General features: G+C 42.5%; 16 protein-coding genes. 11 read left to right on the top strand and 5 right to left on the bottom strand.

Annotated features, from left to right (window positions below):
* Nucleotides 1-52 precede the first annotated feature (52 nt).
* From trpA to hisIE, 7 genes are all read left to right on the top strand, one after another.
* Nucleotides 53-826 carry a tryptophan synthase subunit alpha gene (gene trpA / locus P2G54_RS05935; RefSeq protein WP_275869160.1) on the top strand — a complete coding sequence of 258 codons (774 nt, stop codon included), beginning with the start codon at nt 53-55 and terminating at the stop codon, nt 824-826.
* Between the two features lie 3 nt (nt 827-829).
* A complete protein-coding gene (locus tag P2G54_RS05930; RefSeq protein WP_275869159.1) occupies nt 830-1,849 on the top strand; it encodes a bifunctional 3-deoxy-7-phosphoheptulonate synthase/chorismate mutase in 1,020 nt (339 codons plus the stop codon).
* A 267-nt stretch (nt 1,850-2,116) separates the two neighbouring features.
* Complete coding sequence (locus tag P2G54_RS05925) at nt 2,117-2,899, top strand: phenylalanine 4-monooxygenase (protein WP_275869157.1); 783 nt, start codon at nt 2,117-2,119, stop codon at nt 2,897-2,899.
* 62 nt (nt 2,900-2,961) lie between these two features.
* Nucleotides 2,962-3,558 (top strand): imidazole glycerol phosphate synthase subunit HisH, encoded by a 597-nt coding sequence (hisH, locus tag P2G54_RS05920; protein WP_275869155.1) that lies wholly within the window; start codon nt 2,962-2,964, stop codon nt 3,556-3,558.
* A 44-nt stretch (nt 3,559-3,602) separates the two neighbouring features.
* Nucleotides 3,603-4,319, top strand: a complete 717-nt coding sequence (gene hisA, locus P2G54_RS05915) for a 1-(5-phosphoribosyl)-5-[(5-phosphoribosylamino)methylideneamino]imidazole-4-carboxamide isomerase (RefSeq protein WP_275869153.1) — start codon at nt 3,603-3,605, stop codon at nt 4,317-4,319.
* A gap of 14 nt (nt 4,320-4,333) precedes the next feature.
* The gene (gene hisF / locus P2G54_RS05910; protein ID WP_275869152.1) at nt 4,334-5,089 is read left to right on the top strand and encodes an imidazole glycerol phosphate synthase subunit HisF; all 756 of its coding nucleotides are present in this window, start codon (nt 4,334-4,336) and stop codon (nt 5,087-5,089) included.
* A 63-nt stretch (nt 5,090-5,152) separates the two neighbouring features.
* Nucleotides 5,153-5,758, top strand: coding sequence for a bifunctional phosphoribosyl-AMP cyclohydrolase/phosphoribosyl-ATP diphosphatase HisIE (hisIE, locus tag P2G54_RS05905; protein ID WP_275869661.1), 606 nt, complete (start codon nt 5,153-5,155; stop codon nt 5,756-5,758).
* Between the two features lie 29 nt (nt 5,759-5,787).
* On the opposite strand, the gene P2G54_RS05900 is transcribed toward hisIE, so the two are convergent.
* A complete protein-coding gene (locus P2G54_RS05900; RefSeq protein ID WP_275869150.1) occupies nt 5,788-7,107 on the bottom strand; it encodes a S41 family peptidase in 1,320 nt (439 codons plus the stop codon).
* Nucleotides 7,108-7,157: 50 nt separating this feature from the next.
* Nucleotides 7,158-7,550, bottom strand: coding sequence for a Dabb family protein (locus P2G54_RS05895; protein WP_275869148.1), 393 nt, complete (start codon nt 7,548-7,550; stop codon nt 7,158-7,160).
* A gap of 114 nt (nt 7,551-7,664) precedes the next feature.
* On the opposite strand from P2G54_RS05895, the gene P2G54_RS05890 reads away from it, so the two are divergent.
* Complete coding sequence (locus P2G54_RS05890) at nt 7,665-8,651, top strand: aldo/keto reductase (RefSeq protein WP_275869147.1); 987 nt, start codon at nt 7,665-7,667, stop codon at nt 8,649-8,651.
* 189 nt (nt 8,652-8,840) lie between these two features.
* Here P2G54_RS05890 and typA read toward each other — a convergent pair whose 3' ends face one another.
* From typA to P2G54_RS05875, 3 genes are all read right to left on the bottom strand, one after another.
* Nucleotides 8,841-10,646: a translational GTPase TypA gene (typA, locus tag P2G54_RS05885; protein ID WP_275869145.1), complete on the bottom strand. Its 1,806-nt coding sequence runs from the start codon at nt 10,644-10,646 to the stop codon at nt 8,841-8,843.
* Between the two features lie 129 nt (nt 10,647-10,775).
* Complete coding sequence (locus P2G54_RS05880) at nt 10,776-11,231, bottom strand: YciI family protein (protein WP_275869143.1); 456 nt, start codon at nt 11,229-11,231, stop codon at nt 10,776-10,778.
* A gap of 10 nt (nt 11,232-11,241) precedes the next feature.
* Entirely contained in the window at nt 11,242-12,618 is a 1,377-nt protein-coding gene (locus P2G54_RS05875) for a TIGR00341 family protein (RefSeq protein ID WP_275869142.1), read from the bottom strand.
* 545 nt (nt 12,619-13,163) lie between these two features.
* Between P2G54_RS05875 and P2G54_RS05870 the strand changes: the two genes are divergently transcribed.
* Genes P2G54_RS05870 through P2G54_RS05860 form a run of 3 tightly spaced genes read left to right on the top strand, consistent with a single transcriptional unit; the run spans nt 13,164 to nt 15,693 of the window.
* Nucleotides 13,164-13,961, top strand: coding sequence for an ABC transporter permease (locus P2G54_RS05870; RefSeq protein ID WP_275869140.1), 798 nt, complete (start codon nt 13,164-13,166; stop codon nt 13,959-13,961).
* 2 nt (nt 13,962-13,963) lie between these two features.
* The gene (locus P2G54_RS05865; protein ID WP_275869139.1) at nt 13,964-14,716 is read left to right on the top strand and encodes an ATP-binding cassette domain-containing protein; all 753 of its coding nucleotides are present in this window, start codon (nt 13,964-13,966) and stop codon (nt 14,714-14,716) included.
* On the top strand, nt 14,713-15,693 hold the full coding sequence (locus P2G54_RS05860; protein WP_275869137.1) for an MlaD family protein: 981 nt from the start codon (nt 14,713-14,715) through the stop codon (nt 15,691-15,693). The genes P2G54_RS05865 and P2G54_RS05860 overlap by 4 nt, the downstream gene beginning before the upstream one ends.
* Nucleotides 15,694-15,815: the final 122 nt, after the last annotated feature.

The raw sequence follows: 15,815 nt of genomic DNA, 5'->3' as shown, positions 1-15,815 counted from the left end.
GCCGATTCACAATTTTCGAATTTCCAAACCTTTCAATTTTCCCAAAAGTCTCATGAATCGAATACAATATTTATTTAATACAAAAAAAGAGAGAGTGCTCTCAATCTATTTTACGGCAGGTTTTCCCCATTTGGAAGATACCCTTCCCATAATGGAAGCCATTCAGGCGGGTGGTGCCGATATTATAGAAATAGGAGTGCCTTATTCTGATCCCATTGCAGACGGTCCTACTATTCAGGATAGTAACCAAATTGCTTTGGAAAATGGAATGAGCCTCAAAAAACTCTTTGAGCAACTAAAAGGCTTTCGGGCAAAAATAAATCTTCCGGTGGTATTGATGGGGTATTTAAACCCAATCATTCAGTATGGAATGGAGGAGTTTTGCCAAAAATGCAAGGAGGTGGGTATCGATGGATTGATCCTTCCCGATCTGCCTATGCAGCAGTATCTGGATGATTACAAGGAAATGTTTGAAAAATATGACCTCTTCAATACATTCTTGATTTCACCTCAGACTTCAGAAAAGAGAATCAGAGAAATCGATGCCAATTCCAATGGTTTCATTTACATGGTTTCTTCCCACAGTATAACAGGGGCTAAAAGTGGAATCAGTGAAGAGCAAGTCACCTATTTTGAGCGGGTGAAGGCCATGGGACTTAAAAATCCCAGGCTCATAGGTTTTGGGATTTCAGATGCGGAAACCTTTAGCACAGCTTCTCAATACAGCAATGGCGCTATCATTGGATCAGCATTTATCAAGAAAATCAAAGATTCAGCAAACCTGAATGCTGACATTCAGGAATACATCAAATCAGTAATTCAGTAAAATATGATTATTCAACTTCAGCCGGATATTTCCCAAGCCCAAAAGGAAAAACTGATTGCCCAGGTTCAGGGCATTTGCTATAAAACCACGGAAGTAAAAACCCAGTTGGGTGATTATATCATCGGGATAGGCAAAAATGAATTTGATATCCGAAAGATCGGTCAGATGGACGGGATTCTGGATATCCATATTGTCTCTGATGAATATAAGCTGGTTTCCAAAAAATGGAAAGTAAAACCAACATCCGTTGATTTGGGAGACGGGGTTTGTATCAAAGACGGTGAAATGGCCATCATCACAGGGCCTTGTTCTATTGAGTCAGAAGAACAGATCCGTAAAGTGGTCAACCACTGTGTTGAAAATGGGGTTCGAATGATGCGTGGTGGGGTGTTTAAGCCTAGGACCAGCCCCTATGCTTTCCGTGGAATGGGAATTGAGGGGTTGAAGTTATGGCATGACATTGCCAGTGAGGCGGGAGTCAAGATCGTGACGGAAGTGATGCAAACTTCTCAAATTGAGGAAATGTACCCTTACGTAGACGTGTATCAAGTGGGAGCAAGAAACTCTCAGAATTTCAACCTGCTTGACGAACTTGGAAAGGTTGATAAAGCCGTGATGATCAAGAGAGGTATTTCCGGTACCATAGAGGAATTGCTGCAGTCTGCGGAGTATGTTTTCTCCGGGGGAAATGAAAAACTGATTCTTTGTGAGAGGGGAATCAGGACCTATGAACGTGCATCCCGAAATACGCTGGATTTGAATGCGGTCCCTATCCTAAAAGCGAAATCCCACCTGCCAGTAATTGTGGATCCTTCCCATGGAATCGGAATCAGGGAATTTGTGCCTCAGATGGCACTGGCAGGAGTGATGGCAGGAGCGGACGGCATCATTTATGAATCCCATGAGGTTCCTGAAAAAGCCTATTCCGACGGGCAGCAAACCTTGGACTTTGCACAGAGTGCCAAATTGATTTCCTGGATCCGTCAAAGTTTCGCCATGAGAAAAACTTTCGACCTTTTATAAAATATAATTGTTGATTGAAATTCAGGTAATTAAATTTGGACTATGAATCCGACGCCAAGAACCTACGTACATCATTCTTACCACCTCCTTGTCTGAAGGAATAGGAATGACTTTGGTTTTTGCTGAAGAAATATAAAAGGCCTATTCCATTTGTGGTGTAGGCCTTTTTTGTTTCGTAGGACTTCAGTTATCCTGCTTTTCCGAAAGCAGATTAAAGTTGTCTAAGTGGACAAAAGATTAAGAAAAATACCATAAACCCAAATATAGATGATTGATAAACCAAAAAACTGGGTCTTTAGTGACCCGAGATTAAAAGATCTGAGGCAGGATTATGATGCCTACACTTCGGAAGATTTCAAAGTATGGCAAATCCTCTTCGAGCGGCAGATGCCTAACCTTCCCAAGGCTGCATCCAAGGCTTATTTGGAAGGAGTGGAGAAAGTGAAGTTTTCTGCAGATCGCATTGCTAATTTTGAGGAACTAAACGAGATACTCGCTAAAACGACAGGATGGGCGGTACAGGTAGTCCCAGGTTTGATTGATGATGATTTGTTTTTCGGTTTGCTGAATAACAAGCGTTTTCCTTCCTCCACTTGGTTGAGGAAAATGGAGCAACTAGATTATCTGGAAGAACCTGATATGTTTCACGATGCATTTGCCCACATGCCCATGCTGACTAATCAGCATTATGTGGATTTTCTGGAAAAGCTTTCCGGTATTGCCTTGAAGCATATTGAGGATGCTTGGGCGATTCAATTGCTGAGTAGGATTTACTGGTTTACCATTGAGTTTGGTCTCATTCGAGAGAGCGGTGAACTGAAAATATACGGAGCAGGAATCTTGAGTTCGGCTGGAGAGACCAAGTTTAGCCTTTCGGATCAACCTGCTCATTACCCTTACGATGTTAGGAGAATAATGAGCCAGGAATACTGGAAAGATCGCTTCCAGGATAAATATTTTGTGATTGAAAGTTTTGAGCAGCTTTACAATTCCCTTCCCGAAATCGAAGAGGTATTGGAAGAGATGCTTCAGGAAAAATTGGAAAATTAACCGCCGATTGCTGGATGACTGTATGGAAAACGGTCTCCGGTCATCCGGCAATTATCTAAAAAATGAAAGTTGCAGTAATCAAATACAATTCAGGCAATGTTAAATCGGTGCTATATGCATTGGAACGCCTGGGGGCTGAGGCCGAACTTACGGATGATCCCCAAAAAATAAGAGCCGCTGATCGTGTGGTCTTTCCAGGGCAGGGTGAGGCAAAAACTGCAATGGAATACCTGAAGGAGCGTAAGTTAGATCAGCTTATTAAAGAGCTGAAACAGCCATTTTTAGGTGTATGTCTAGGACTGCAGTTGCTTTGCGAACATTCAGAGGAAAACAACACGGACTGTTTGGGAATTTTTCCCGTAAAGGTGAAAAGGTTTGTTCCCGAAAACACCCAAGAGTTTAAAGTACCACATGTGGGCTGGAATGAGCTTGAAAACCTGGCGGATGATCCTCTTGTGAGGGATCTCCCGGAAAACCCTTTTGTGTATTATGTTCACAGCTATTATGCTGAGTTGAGTGAATATACTCTAGCAACTACGCATTATATCCATGATTTCTCGGCTATTTTGCACAGGGATAATTATTGGGCTATTCAGGCCCACCCGGAGAAGAGCAGCCTTACTGGGGAAAAGCTCTTGTCCAATTTTCTAAACCTATAACCTGGTTTGCCTACAAGATGAGGCAGATATATTTATTCTAATTCATGGAAATCATTCCCGCTATAGACCTCATTGGAGGTAAGTGTGTTCGTCTAAGTCAGGGCGATTACAGCAGTAAGAAAGAATACCACGATGATCCGCTCGAAATGGCAAAACGCTTCGAAGGCGTGGGGATCCGACATCTTCATTTGGTGGATTTGGATGGAGCCAAGGCAAAGAAGATTGTTAATGGTTCTGTCTTGGAAAGGATTTGTAATAATACCGATCTAAAAGTTGATTTTGGAGGGGGGATTCAGGCCGATTCCGAAATTGAAAAGGCGTTTGACCTGGGAGCCAACCAAGTGACTGGGGGAAGTATCGCTGTTAAGAACAGGGAATTGTTTGAAAGCTGGATTGGTAAATACGGCAGTGAAAAAATAATCTTAGGAGCCGATGCAAAAAACCGAAAAATTGCAGTTGGAGGCTGGGAGGAAACGACGAGTGTTGACCTGATCCCTTTTATAAAGGAGTTTGTAGCGAAAGGAATTAGCTATGTGATCTGCACCGATGTGGCTAAGGATGGCTTGCTACAAGGGCCTTCAGTGGATCTGTATAAAGAGATTTTGCAAGAAATTCCCGGTGTGAAACTCATTGCCAGTGGAGGAGTTTCATCCGTTGGGGACTTGGAGGAACTCGAAAAAATCGGAGTTTACGGGGCAATTGTAGGCAAAGCCTATTATGAGGGAAGAGTGACGCTGGAGGAATTGGCTTCCTTTCAATAATCTAGAGAATCGATATGCTTACCAAACGAATTATACCTTGTCTGGATATTAAGGATGGCCGTACTGTCAAAGGTGTCAACTTTGTTCAGCTTCGGGATGCAGGTGATCCGGTCGAACTGGCAAAAATCTATTCTGACGAAGGGGCGGATGAGCTGGTCTTTTTGGATATTACTGCGACAGTAGATAAAAGAAAAACCTTGGCGGATTTGGTTACCAAAGTTGCCAAGGCCATCAATATTCCATTTACAGTTGGTGGAGGAATTTCCACCGTGGAGGATGTTAAAATTCTACTGAATGCTGGCGCCGATAAGATTTCCATCAACTCTGCTCCTGTCCACAATCCTAAACTGGTGGATGAAATGGCAGCTGAATTTGGCTCTCAATGTATTGTAGTTGCAATAGATACCCGAAATGTGGACGGAATTGACTTTGTCCATACTCATGGGGGCAGAAAGCCAACCCTATTGAAAACACAGGAGTGGGCCAAGGAAGTATGTGACCGGGGAGCAGGGGAGATTCTACTGACTTCAATGGATCATGACGGAACCAAGGCCGGTTTTGCCAATGAGATTACTGCGGAGATTTCCTCTATGCTGAGCATCCCGGTGATTGCTTCAGGTGGAGCCGGTGCTATGGCGCATTTCAAGGATGTGTTTACCTTCGGGAAAGCAGATGCGGCTTTGGCAGCGAGTATTTTCCATTTCAAGGAAATTCCAATTCCCGAACTCAAATCCTATCTGAAAAAAGAAGGTATAAGTATTAGAAACTGAGGTTAAAAAGAAAACTCCCAAGATTTAGTCAGGATTTCCCGGACATCTTAAGGAGCTTCAAAAATAAAAGACATGAATATTGATTTTGAAAAAATGGACGGTTTGGTGCCGGCAATTGTTCAGGATGCCATAAGCGGAAAAGTGCTGATGCAAGGCTATATGAATGAGGAAGCCCTGACCAAAACTCAAGAAACCGGTATGGTGACTTTTTTCAGCCGTAGCAAAAACCGACTCTGGACAAAGGGGGAAACTTCCGGAAATTTCATGGAACTGGTGAGTTTGGCTGTGGACTGTGACGGAGATTCAATTTTGGTGAAGGCTAATCCACGGGGTCCGGTCTGTCATACTGGAGCTGATACTTGCTTTTTTGAAGTGAATCAAACCAAAACGGGATTTATCGATCAACTTAGAGCAATTATTAAGGATAGAAAAAACAATCCTTCAGATCAATCCTATACCGCATCCCTATTTGCAAAAGGGATCAATAAGGTGGCTCAAAAAGTAGGCGAGGAAGCGATAGAGATCGTTATAGAAGCAAAAGATGATAACAAAGAGTTGTTCTTAGGGGAGGCTGCCGACCTACTCTTTCATTATTTGGTGTTATTGGAGGCCAAAGGATATGAATTGGATGAGGTGATGCAGGTCTTGATCCAAAGGCATAAAAAATAAAAAAAGCCCGGTTTTTCCGGGCTTTTGTTTTAATAAGCAGGGAATTCCTGTTGAAGCCCTTTGAATGCATCAATCAATTCCCACTTTGGTCTGTAGAAGGTGTTGAGTATTCTGCTGTTGACGGTTCCATTTTGAATGTAATTCAACGCAGCTGTCAATCGGGCATCCCTTTGATCTCCCCAAGGGAATTCAGGGGTGTCCCCAACTGGGAAATCTGCCGGAAAGCCATCAAAATAATCTGCTTTGCCTTGAGAATTTGCCGTGGCAAAAGTGATAGGCACAAGTTCAACATCATTTTCAGCTAAGATTCGGTTGTAGCGGGACAAGGGGAAAGAACCTACGGGTTTTCCATAGGTATTGTCTCCAATCAAGATGATGTCCAAATAGGGATTTAGACTATTGATCACCAATTCGGATGCAGATGCCGTACCTCGAGATGTTATGAATATGATGCGAGAAAGATTCAAAGTTCCGAGTTTTTCGAAGTTTTCAGAACTGTTCAAGCTTTCTTTCACATAATTCAACTTATTGGTGTACATGAGTTTGCCGGAATTGGCTTGTTGAATCAAATAATTGTTGATTTGCTCCGCTACAGCTACTGATCCGCCACCGTTGTATCGAAGATCTATGATTAGTTCCTCGATTCCCTGAGATTGAAAGTACTCCATGGATTCCTGTACTTCTGCGCTTCTGGTAGGGGAAAGTCCCGCAGTTGCTTTGAAACTTTGATAGACCCAATACCCGACTTTTTTTCCACCAACATCATAGGTGTTTTTGAAAAGAACTGAATTGGATTGGTATTCTGCCTTGGTATTGCTACGGGTGGTTTCAGTACCATCGGGAAGCTTGAAAGTAAAGGAGTTTGTGATCCCAGCCTCTCCCGGGCCTAACTGAAAGTCATAAGCGCCTGAGGAGGTTTTGTAATTGGAAATCGGTTTTCCGTTGATTTCGATTATTTCCCAACCTCTCTGCCAGCCGTCAAGACCCGCAGGAGCTTCGTCGAAGACAAAGGTCAAAAAAAGACGCTCCTCCGAATTGAATGCAAATCCAAAACCATGACCGGCATTCTTTCCTACAAAGGCATTGGTAAATGCATCCGGTGTAGTCAGGTAAGAAAACCGGTCCAGGGGTTTGTAGATGATATCATTCAGAAAAGCCTCATTGCTACTGTAGTTATTTACGTTGATTGATCCTGGTAATTCCTGACTCCAGTAATACCATTCTCTCATAGTAGAATAAATCGCCTCCTTCACTTGATCCGATTGAGGGTTTGGAGTGGAGGGTTCTTTAGGCTCGCAGGCCCAGAACCCAATCAATACCAAACCGATAAGCCACTTCACATTTTTCATAACCATTTATTCTGATTTAGGGTAATAACGTGAAATCAGGGGAAGAAAGTTTAGATAGCTATATCATAAACCTTGACAGTCTTCCACATAGAGGAGTACTTTTCGATGAATTCCAAGTGAAGCGGTTCTTTCTGGTAGGCATCTTGGTCTTCCAAGCTGTCAAAGAAAATAGTGCAGGCAACATGAAAACTATGGTCCACCACATCCCTTTCTGCGGTTGGAGCAGGAGTTCCTGCAATGAATTTTGCAACGGTAGGACATCTTCCCAACATTGGAACGGCCTCGGTTAGAAATTCATGGGTGTTAGAAGCGTCATGGAGCCAGAAATATACCTGGTGGATCATTTTTTGATTTGCCATTGTACTAGCGATTGTGTTTAAAGGTAATACGGCGGAGGCACTCGCCACGCCAATTGTTTTGATGAATTCTCTTCTTGATTTCATAGGTTTTTGAGTTGAGGGGAGGGGTGTAAACTGAGTTTCTAAAGATAAAAATTTAAATTGCTTTCCTACATCCAACATTACAACAAAGGAAGCAACAGAAGGAAATTTATTAGAATGAATTACAGAAGATTAGGAAAAACAGCATGGGAAATTTCAGAAATCAGTTTAGGCACCTGGCAGGTCGGGGGAGGCTGGGGGCAGGCATTTGACCCGAAAAGGGCAGAGGAGATTTTGCATACCGCTTTTGATCAGGGAGTCAATTTTGTGGATACAGCCGATGTTTATGATGATGGCTTAAGCGAGGCGGCTGTTGGTAAGGCAGTAAGGGAAAGATCCGAAAAAATCTATGTGGCCACTAAATGTGGGAGAAGGATTCAGCCCCATACCAATGAGGGATACACAGTCGGGCGACTTCGAAGGTTTGTGGAGGATAGTTTGAAAAATACGGGACTGGATAGGTTGGATCTGATCCAGCTACATTGTCCCCCAACTCCTGTTTACCAAAGAGATGAGATTTTCGGGCTGTTTGAGGATTTGAAAAAGGAAGGGAAAATCGCAGAGATGGGAGTCAGTGTTGAAAAAGTGGATGAAGCCTTGACTGCCATGAACTATGATATTGTCTCCACGGTACAGATCATTTTTAATATGTTCCGGCTGAAGCCTGCTGAGCTGTTTTTCAAGGAAGCAATGGATAAAAATATTGGGATTATTGTACGGGTGCCTTTGGCCAGTGGTCTCTTGACTGGTAAAATCACTCCCGATACCACTTTTTCTAAGGATGATCACCGGTATTTCAATAGAGAGGGAAAAGCTTTTGACAAAGGAGAAACTTTCTCAGGAGTTCCATTGGAGAAAGCGTTTCCGGCTGTTGAAGAGTTAAAAGGAATTTTAGCTAAGGACTATGATTTGGCTGCCCAGGCCATTCGATGGATTCTCATGTTTAACGAGGTAAGCACGGTGATACCGGGAGCATCAAAAGTAGAACAAGTAAGCAAAAATATTCTAGCAGCTCAACTACCTCCTCTTAGTCCTATGCTAATGGAGGAAGTCACTAGGGTCTATGAAAAGTATATCAAGGAAGAAATCCACCATCAATGGTAAAAGGTAAGGCCGGATTTTCCGGCCTTTTTCTATTATTTATCTGCAGCATGCTTTTCCTGAAATTTCATTGCTTCCACTTGTGAAAAGTTGTTTGGTTTTATTTAGGTCCATTGAATTCTGAATTTTTACCATAAAAAAAATCCCCTGAATTTGATTTTCAGGGGATTAGGAAATTGAAATTTTAAAGAATTAAGCTTCTTTCTTAGCCATTCTGTTTCTCTCATTTTCATCCAAGTAGATTTTTCTCATTCTGATGCTTTTTGGAGTGATTTCCAAGTATTCATCTTTTTGGATGTATTCCATTGATTCCTCAAGAGAAAATCTTTTTGGAGGAGCGATTCTAACGTTATCATCAGAACCTGAAGCGCGCATGTTGGTCAGTTTCTTGCCTTTTTGCACGTTCACTACCAAGTCATTGTCTCTGGAATGCTCACCGATCACCTGTCCGGTGTATAGTTCGTCACCTGGCTCGATAAAGAAGATACCTCTGTCCTGAAGTTTGTCAATTGCGTAGGCAGTACATTGACCTCCTTCCATAGAAATCAAGGACCCGTTAATTCTTCCAGGGATAGGTCCTTTGAAAGGTTCGTAGGCAGTGAAACGGTGGTTCATGATGGCTTCCCCTTGGGTGGCTGTCAATACGTTGTTTCTAAGGCCAATCAATCCTCGGGAAGGAATCTTGAATTCCAAGTGCTGAAGATCGCCTTTAGGCTCCATGATCAGTAATTCACCTTTTCTCTGGGTAGCCAGTTCAATGACTTTACCTGCAGTCTCCTGAGGTACGTCAACCACCAAGGTTTCGATAGGCTCGTGTTTTACTCCGTCTATTTCCTTGAAAATCACCTGTGGTTGTCCTACTTGCAATTCGTAACCTTCTCTTCTCATGGTCTCGATCAATACGGACAAGTGAAGGATACCGCGTCCATAAACCAAGAATCTGTCTTCAGAATCGGTAGGTTCTACACGAAGGGCAAGGTTTTTCTCCATTTCCTTCATCAAACGATCTCTCAGGTGTCGGGAAGTCACGAATTTTCCTTCTTTTCCAAAGAAAGGAGAGTTGTTGATGGTGAAGAGCATGTTCATTGTCGGCTCATCGATGGCAATTCTCGGAAGTGGTTCTGGATTTTCTGCATCAGCAACAGTGTCACCAATTTCGAAGTCTTCCAAACCAGTGATGGCACAAATGTCACCTGCCTGAACTGTTTGAACTTTATTTTTGCCCAGACCTTCGAAGGTATGGAGTTCTTTTACGCGCATTTTTTTGATGCTTCCGTCTGCTTTGCACAACGCAATTTGCTGACCTTCAGAAATGCTTCCTCTTTTTACTCTTCCGATGGCGATACGGCCTACGAAATTGGAATAGTCCAAGGATGTGATCTGCATTTGAAGAGATCCTTCTTCAATCTGTGGAGCAGGAATGTATTCAAGGATTGCATCCAACAAAGGAAGAATAGAGTCAGTTGGATTCTTCCAGTCAGGTCCCATCCAGTTTTGCTTGGCTGAACCATACAGTGTGTGGAATTCCAATTGTTCTTCGGTTGCATCCAGATTGAACATCAACTCGAACACAGATTCATGGACTTCATCCGGTCTACAGTTTTCTTTGTCCACTTTGTTGACAACCACAATTGGAGTCAAACCAAGGGAAAGGGCTTTGCCCAATACAAATCGCGTCTGTGGCATTGGGCCTTCGAAAGCATCCACCAATAGGATAACTCCGTCAGCCATTTTAAGTACGCGTTCTACCTCTCCGCCAAAGTCGGCGTGACCCGGAGTATCAATGATGTTGATCTTGTGGTCTTTGTACCGTACGGATACGTTTTTGGAGAGGATTGTAATTCCTCTTTCCCGCTCCAAATCATTGTTGTCCAGGATAAGGTCGTCAAACTGTTGGTTTTCCCTGAAAATTTTGGAAGCGTGGATGATCTTGTCCACTAGCGTGGTTTTGCCGTGGTCAACGTGTGCGATAATCGCGATATTTCTGATATTCTGCATGCTATGCGTTTTTCAAGGCGCAAAGGTACGAAGAATAAATGGGAGAAAGGTTATGTGTCTGTGAAGTTTATAGGATAGGAAAGAGGTTTGATTTTTTTGAATTTGGATACTTCAGAGATTTTAGAAATATCAGATTCCTGTTTTTGAAATTTTGGAATGAAATTCCAGCAAAAGAGGTAATGCGGCCGAGCCATACCATTCTTTCATTTCCATTTTCAAAATACCGGCCTGGATTGATGGATCTGATTCGGTTAGAGTAATGGCTTCTTCCAAGCTTTCAACATTGAAAAAGAATAAACCCCTTAACTCATCATTTCCGAAAAACGGACCTGCTAAGACCATTTTACCTTCCTCAGCCAAGCGATTGATATTGCTTAGGTGTGCACGTTGAAGTTCGGCTCTCTCCTCTGGACTATATTCGTCTACACGATCTCCTCTGTAGAGAAAAGCGATGACATATTTTTTCATTCCATATTCATCTGCTCCTAATTTTTTTGCCAGTTCCTCGTCAAAAGAGCTGTTTTGGGCTTGTGCAAAAGATAGCCCGATAAAGAGTAGGAAGAGGGAAAGGGTCAGCTTTTTCATAGTGAATAGATTAATTGAGGATCAAGGCCACAGTGTCGGACTTGGTGCGAATCTTGAGCCATTGGATTAGTTTATTGGTTTCCGAACGGGAAGGCTTGGCACTGAATTCAGCAAAAGCTAACAAGAGCGTGTCCGAAGAATTACTTTCAAGATCTGTGACCAAAGAGCGGTTTAGAGTGAATTTTTGAAGCTTGGGATGGTTGATCTTGGCTTCCAAAGCGATTTCTCCCCCCAAAGCTCGAATCTGTGCATAATTTGCCACCTCATCCTCAAGGATGGCGATTCTCTTGTCCTTGTCCTGGATCAGTTGCTCGTTTCGTTCATAGAGGTCTTTTAAGATATCAGACCGGAGCACATTCATATCAGTGAGGCCATTTCCGCTTTGATTGATGGTGATTTCCGTATTTTCCAGACCATAATCAACACCCTTTTCTTTGATGATGGCTATGATTTCTGGATCAAGCTCCTCTCCAATCAAATTTACTTCGATCTTTTTTAGGTCACTGGAGTAATCCAATTCACTGTTCAAGACCTGTGTTTTTGGGAATTTCATTTCTACCTGAATAAAGGATTTGGCCTGCTCTTCCCAAATGGATCTGAGTACGATTCCATATGCCAAATAGATACTTGGAACTATGGTAAGAATGGTGAAAATCGTAATGTAAGTCTGTACTCTCTTTTCCTTTTTATGATCCAAGAATTCCTTTTTCGGATACTTCATGAAACGAACGATCAGGTAGGTAGAAAGGCTGATGAATACGGAGTTGATAAAAAAGAGGTAAAATGCTCCGAAGAAATAAAACAGATTCATAGTGGCCAGCCCGTACCCGGCTGTACACAAAGGAGGCATGAGGGCGGTGGCAATGGCTACACCAGGGATAGCATTGCTTTTTTCTTTTCGTGAGCCGGCAACTATTCCCGCGAGTCCTCCAAATAGTGCGATCAATACGTCCCAAATCGTAGGTTCTGTCCGGGCCAAAAGCTCGGACTGTGCATCATCAAGCGGGGTGAAATAAAAGTAAATGGTGGAGGTCAGGATTGCGATGAAAATTGCGACGCCTAAGTTTCTCAAGGAGCGCTTTAGTAACTCGAAGTCATTGATGCCGGCAGCCATTCCGATTCCCATGATAGGTCCCATCAATGGGGAGATCAACATGGCTCCGATGATGACTGCTGTTGAGTTGACATTAAGTCCAATGGATGCAACGAAAATCGCAAAAATCAAGATCCATAAATTGGCTCCTTTGAACTCCACATTTTTCCGGATGTACTCAATTGTTTCCAGTTCGTCTTCCTTTCCTTCCTCAAGGTCGAAGCGGTTTTTCAGGTAGATAAAAAAACGGAGAATTTGATTATTACTTCTGTTTGAAGAGCGCTTTGTTTCCATGACCGGGACATTGATTTTACTTGCCAAAATACTCAAATAAGGGAGAAACTTTGGGTGTTTACAGATCTTTAATACTTGATTGTATTAAAAACATCTGGGTAGGTGAGAGGTTTTTCGTTTAGTCTAAAAATAGTCAGAACCTCTTTTTAAATCATAAATTATCGGTTTAATTAAGGTTTGTTAAAAAACTGATTAATAATCAATTGACGGTAATTTAGAGAGATCATAATTTGCTTAGGCTAAAAAAATTAGATTTGGCTAAAAAAAAACAAAAAAAGATTCAGGTCTTGGCTGTTTTCCAAAATCAGGATTCTCAAGGATCCCTGAAAAAGACATCCTTGATCAACGTTCGGTTAATTGGAATTCATTCTCGTATTTGAGGAAAAACCTGATTTAGTTAATCATTTTTTTGGGTGGATTTTTTGAAGGGAATGCTCCAAAACTCCCTCGATTCGTGGAGCTTGAAAAACCTCTTGTCCCTTTATGGAGATTTGCCCCCCTTCTTTTGAATATTTTAATTAATTTCGTCCATTCGAAAAGAGTATATGGCTGAAGAATCGCATGACAGAAAGCCCCTGCTTTCGAAGAAAATAGATAAGTTTTTCACCGGCCTGGCCGATGCCTGGAATTTCGTCAGACGATTTTTTCAGGAAGTCTTTTTACCTCCCTATGAATTTAAGGAAGTAATCCATCAGTGCTACAGGATTGGTGTGGAATCCCTGCCTCTAATTTCTTTGACAGGGTTCATTGTGGGTATTGTATTTACCAATCAATCCCGTCCTTCCCTTTCTGAATTTGGGGCTACCTCTTGGCTGCCTTCTCTGATTTCCATTGCGGTGGTTAGAGCAATGGGACCTTTGGTGACGGCATTGATTGCTGCGGGTAAAGTGGGGTCCAGCATAGGTGCTGAGATTGGTTCCATGAAGGTGACTGAACAGATAGATGCAATGGAAGTATCTGCGACCAACCCCTTCAAATTCCTGGTGGTGACCCGAGTTCTCGCGACCACATTTATGATTCCGATTCTGGTTTTGTACACAGACTTTGTCGCGTTGATAGGTTCATTTATTAATGTCAATGCTAATGAGTTGGTGAGTCTTTCTACTTTTTTTGTTCAGGTTTTTGAATCCATTACGTTCTTGGACATCACCTCCTCTATCTTGAAATCATTGGTTTTTGGTTTTACGATCGGGGTCGTGGGTTGCTACAAAGGGTACCATTCTTCCAAGGGTACCGAAGGTGTGGGCCGGGCGGCAAACTCTGCGGTGGTCATTTCCATGTTCTTGATATTTATTGAAGAATTACTGTCCCTTCAAATCGTCAACGCAATTAGAGCAATGTAGGTATGAGAGAGAAAGTAGTAGAAATAAGAGGCTTGGAAAAATCCTTCGGCGACTTAGATGTTTTGAAGGGTGTAGATCTCGATTTATACAGAGGAGAGAATCTGGTGGTTCTCGGGAAGTCAGGATCCGGAAAGTCCGTATTGATCAAAATTATGGTCGGCCTGCTCAAACAGGATGCGGGTACTATGAATGTTCTTGGGCAGGAAGTTTCCACACTTTCACCCAAAGAATTAAACAAACTTAGACTTAAAATCGGGTTTTCATTCCAAAACTCAGCTTTGTACGATAGTATGACGGTGAGAGAAAATCTGGAATTTCCTTTGGTACGGAATGTCAAAAATCTGACCAGGGGAGAAATCAATAAAAGAATTGAAGAACTTTTGGACAGTGTAGGCCTGCCACAGTCCATCAATCAGATGCCTTCCGAACTTTCGGGAGGGCAGAAGAAAAGGATAGGTGTAGCTAGGACCCTGATTCTAAAACCTGAAATCATGCTCTATGATGAGCCAACAGCGGGATTGGATCCGATCACCTGTATGGATATCAACAACCTGATTCTCGAGGTGAGGGAGCGCTACAAGACTTCATCCATTGTAATTACCCATGACTTGGCCTGTGCCAAGGTCACCGGTGACAGGATGGCGGTATTGCTGGATGGACAATTCAAGGCAATGGGAACTTTTGAGGAGGTCTTTTCGCATGCGGAAGACCAGCGTGTGAAATCATTCTACGATTATAATTTTATCGAATCATGAGAGGTGAAAATAAACGTTCCGTAGTTGTAGGCATATTTGTCTTTATCGGAATTGCAATTCTGGTGACCGGGGTCCTAACCTTAGGTGGCCAGCAAAAGAAATTTGTAAGAGCGATTCAGCTCAAGGCTGTATTCGACGATGTCGGAGGTCTGCAGACGGGCAACAATATCTGGTTTTCAGGTGTGAAGATTGGGACAGTAAGGAAGATTAACTTCTATGGTGACTCTCAGGTTGAGGTAGAAATGAATGTGGAGGAGGAAGTAGCTGAGTTTATCCGGAAGGATTCCAAAGCCACCATCAGTTCTGATGGATTGATCGGAAATAAGATCATCGTCATTTATGGAGGTACTACAATGGCACCACCTGTGGTAGACGGAGACCGATTGGAGGCAGTGATGCCTCTGGATACGGATCGGATGATGGAAACCCTGCAACTGAACAACCAAAACTTGGTGGAGATCACCAATGACTTAAAACAGCTGACAGGAAAGCTCGCCGCTGGAGAAGGAATTGTAGGAGCTGTAATGACTGATTCCCTTCTGGCGGAAAACTTCAGGTCCATTTTGGCAAACCTGAACCGTGCAAGCTACAATTCCAATCAAATGCTTTCAGACCTTAATGAGTTTACTTCCAAACTAAATCAGGAGGGAAATCTCTTCAATGACTTAATTGGAGATACGACCATGGTAAGTCAAATGAAAGCCACTTTGGATGGATTGAAGGCAACTGTAAACAATACTCAAAATCTTACGGCCAAACTCAATGATATTTCTGAAAAGCTGAATTCAAGTGAGAATTCCCTTGGTTTGCTGTTGAATGACGAAGAATTTGCAAATACTCTGAAAAGCACCCTGATCAATACAGATTCGGCAACTTACAATCTGAATAGAGGTATGGAAGCATTGGAATATACCTGGCCTTTCCGAAAAGGTTTCAAGCGAAAAGCGAAAGCCGAGCAGGAACAAAAAGGAAATTAATTTTATCTAAGCCCGTAAAATCTGAATTACGGGCTTTTTTGTCTCCCATTCATTTTTTTTAAATCCCGAATTAGCTTCATGGGATATACCTTACAAAAAGATTAATCTTATTTTTGTGCCTC

This window comes from Algoriphagus sp. CAU 1675 (genome assembly GCF_029222925.1).
In the GTDB taxonomy this organism is placed as follows: Bacteria; Bacteroidota; Bacteroidia; order Cytophagales; family Cyclobacteriaceae; genus Algoriphagus.
This window is presented reverse-complemented; position numbering and strand designations above follow the sequence as displayed.

Bases quoted from the DNA above. Each gene is read 5' to 3' on its own strand.
- trpA (WP_275869160.1), top strand. From the start codon at position 53: ATGAATCGAATACAATATTTATTTAATACAAAAAAAGAGAGAGTGCTC.
- P2G54_RS05930 (WP_275869159.1), top strand. From the start codon at position 830: ATGATTATTCAACTTCAGCCGGATATTTCCCAAGCCCAAAAGGAAAAA.
- P2G54_RS05925 (WP_275869157.1), top strand. From the start codon at position 2,117: ATGATTGATAAACCAAAAAACTGGGTCTTTAGTGACCCGAGATTAAAA.
- hisH (WP_275869155.1), top strand. From the start codon at position 2,962: ATGAAAGTTGCAGTAATCAAATACAATTCAGGCAATGTTAAATCGGTG.
- hisA (WP_275869153.1), top strand. From the start codon at position 3,603: ATGGAAATCATTCCCGCTATAGACCTCATTGGAGGTAAGTGTGTTCGT.
- hisF (WP_275869152.1), top strand. From the start codon at position 4,334: ATGCTTACCAAACGAATTATACCTTGTCTGGATATTAAGGATGGCCGT.
- P2G54_RS05900 (WP_275869150.1), bottom strand. From the start codon at position 7,107: ATGAAAAATGTGAAGTGGCTTATCGGTTTGGTATTGATTGGGTTCTGG.
- P2G54_RS05895 (WP_275869148.1), bottom strand. From the start codon at position 7,550: ATGAAATCAAGAAGAGAATTCATCAAAACAATTGGCGTGGCGAGTGCC.
- P2G54_RS05890 (WP_275869147.1), top strand. From the start codon at position 7,665: ATGAATTACAGAAGATTAGGAAAAACAGCATGGGAAATTTCAGAAATC.
- typA (WP_275869145.1), bottom strand. From the start codon at position 10,646: ATGCAGAATATCAGAAATATCGCGATTATCGCACACGTTGACCACGGC.
- P2G54_RS05880 (WP_275869143.1), bottom strand. From the start codon at position 11,231: ATGAAAAAGCTGACCCTTTCCCTCTTCCTACTCTTTATCGGGCTATCT.
- P2G54_RS05875 (WP_275869142.1), bottom strand. From the start codon at position 12,618: ATGGAAACAAAGCGCTCTTCAAACAGAAGTAATAATCAAATTCTCCGT.
- P2G54_RS05870 (WP_275869140.1), top strand. From the start codon at position 13,164: ATGGCTGAAGAATCGCATGACAGAAAGCCCCTGCTTTCGAAGAAAATA.
- P2G54_RS05865 (WP_275869139.1), top strand. From the start codon at position 13,964: ATGAGAGAGAAAGTAGTAGAAATAAGAGGCTTGGAAAAATCCTTCGGC.
- P2G54_RS05860 (WP_275869137.1), top strand. From the start codon at position 14,713: ATGAGAGGTGAAAATAAACGTTCCGTAGTTGTAGGCATATTTGTCTTT.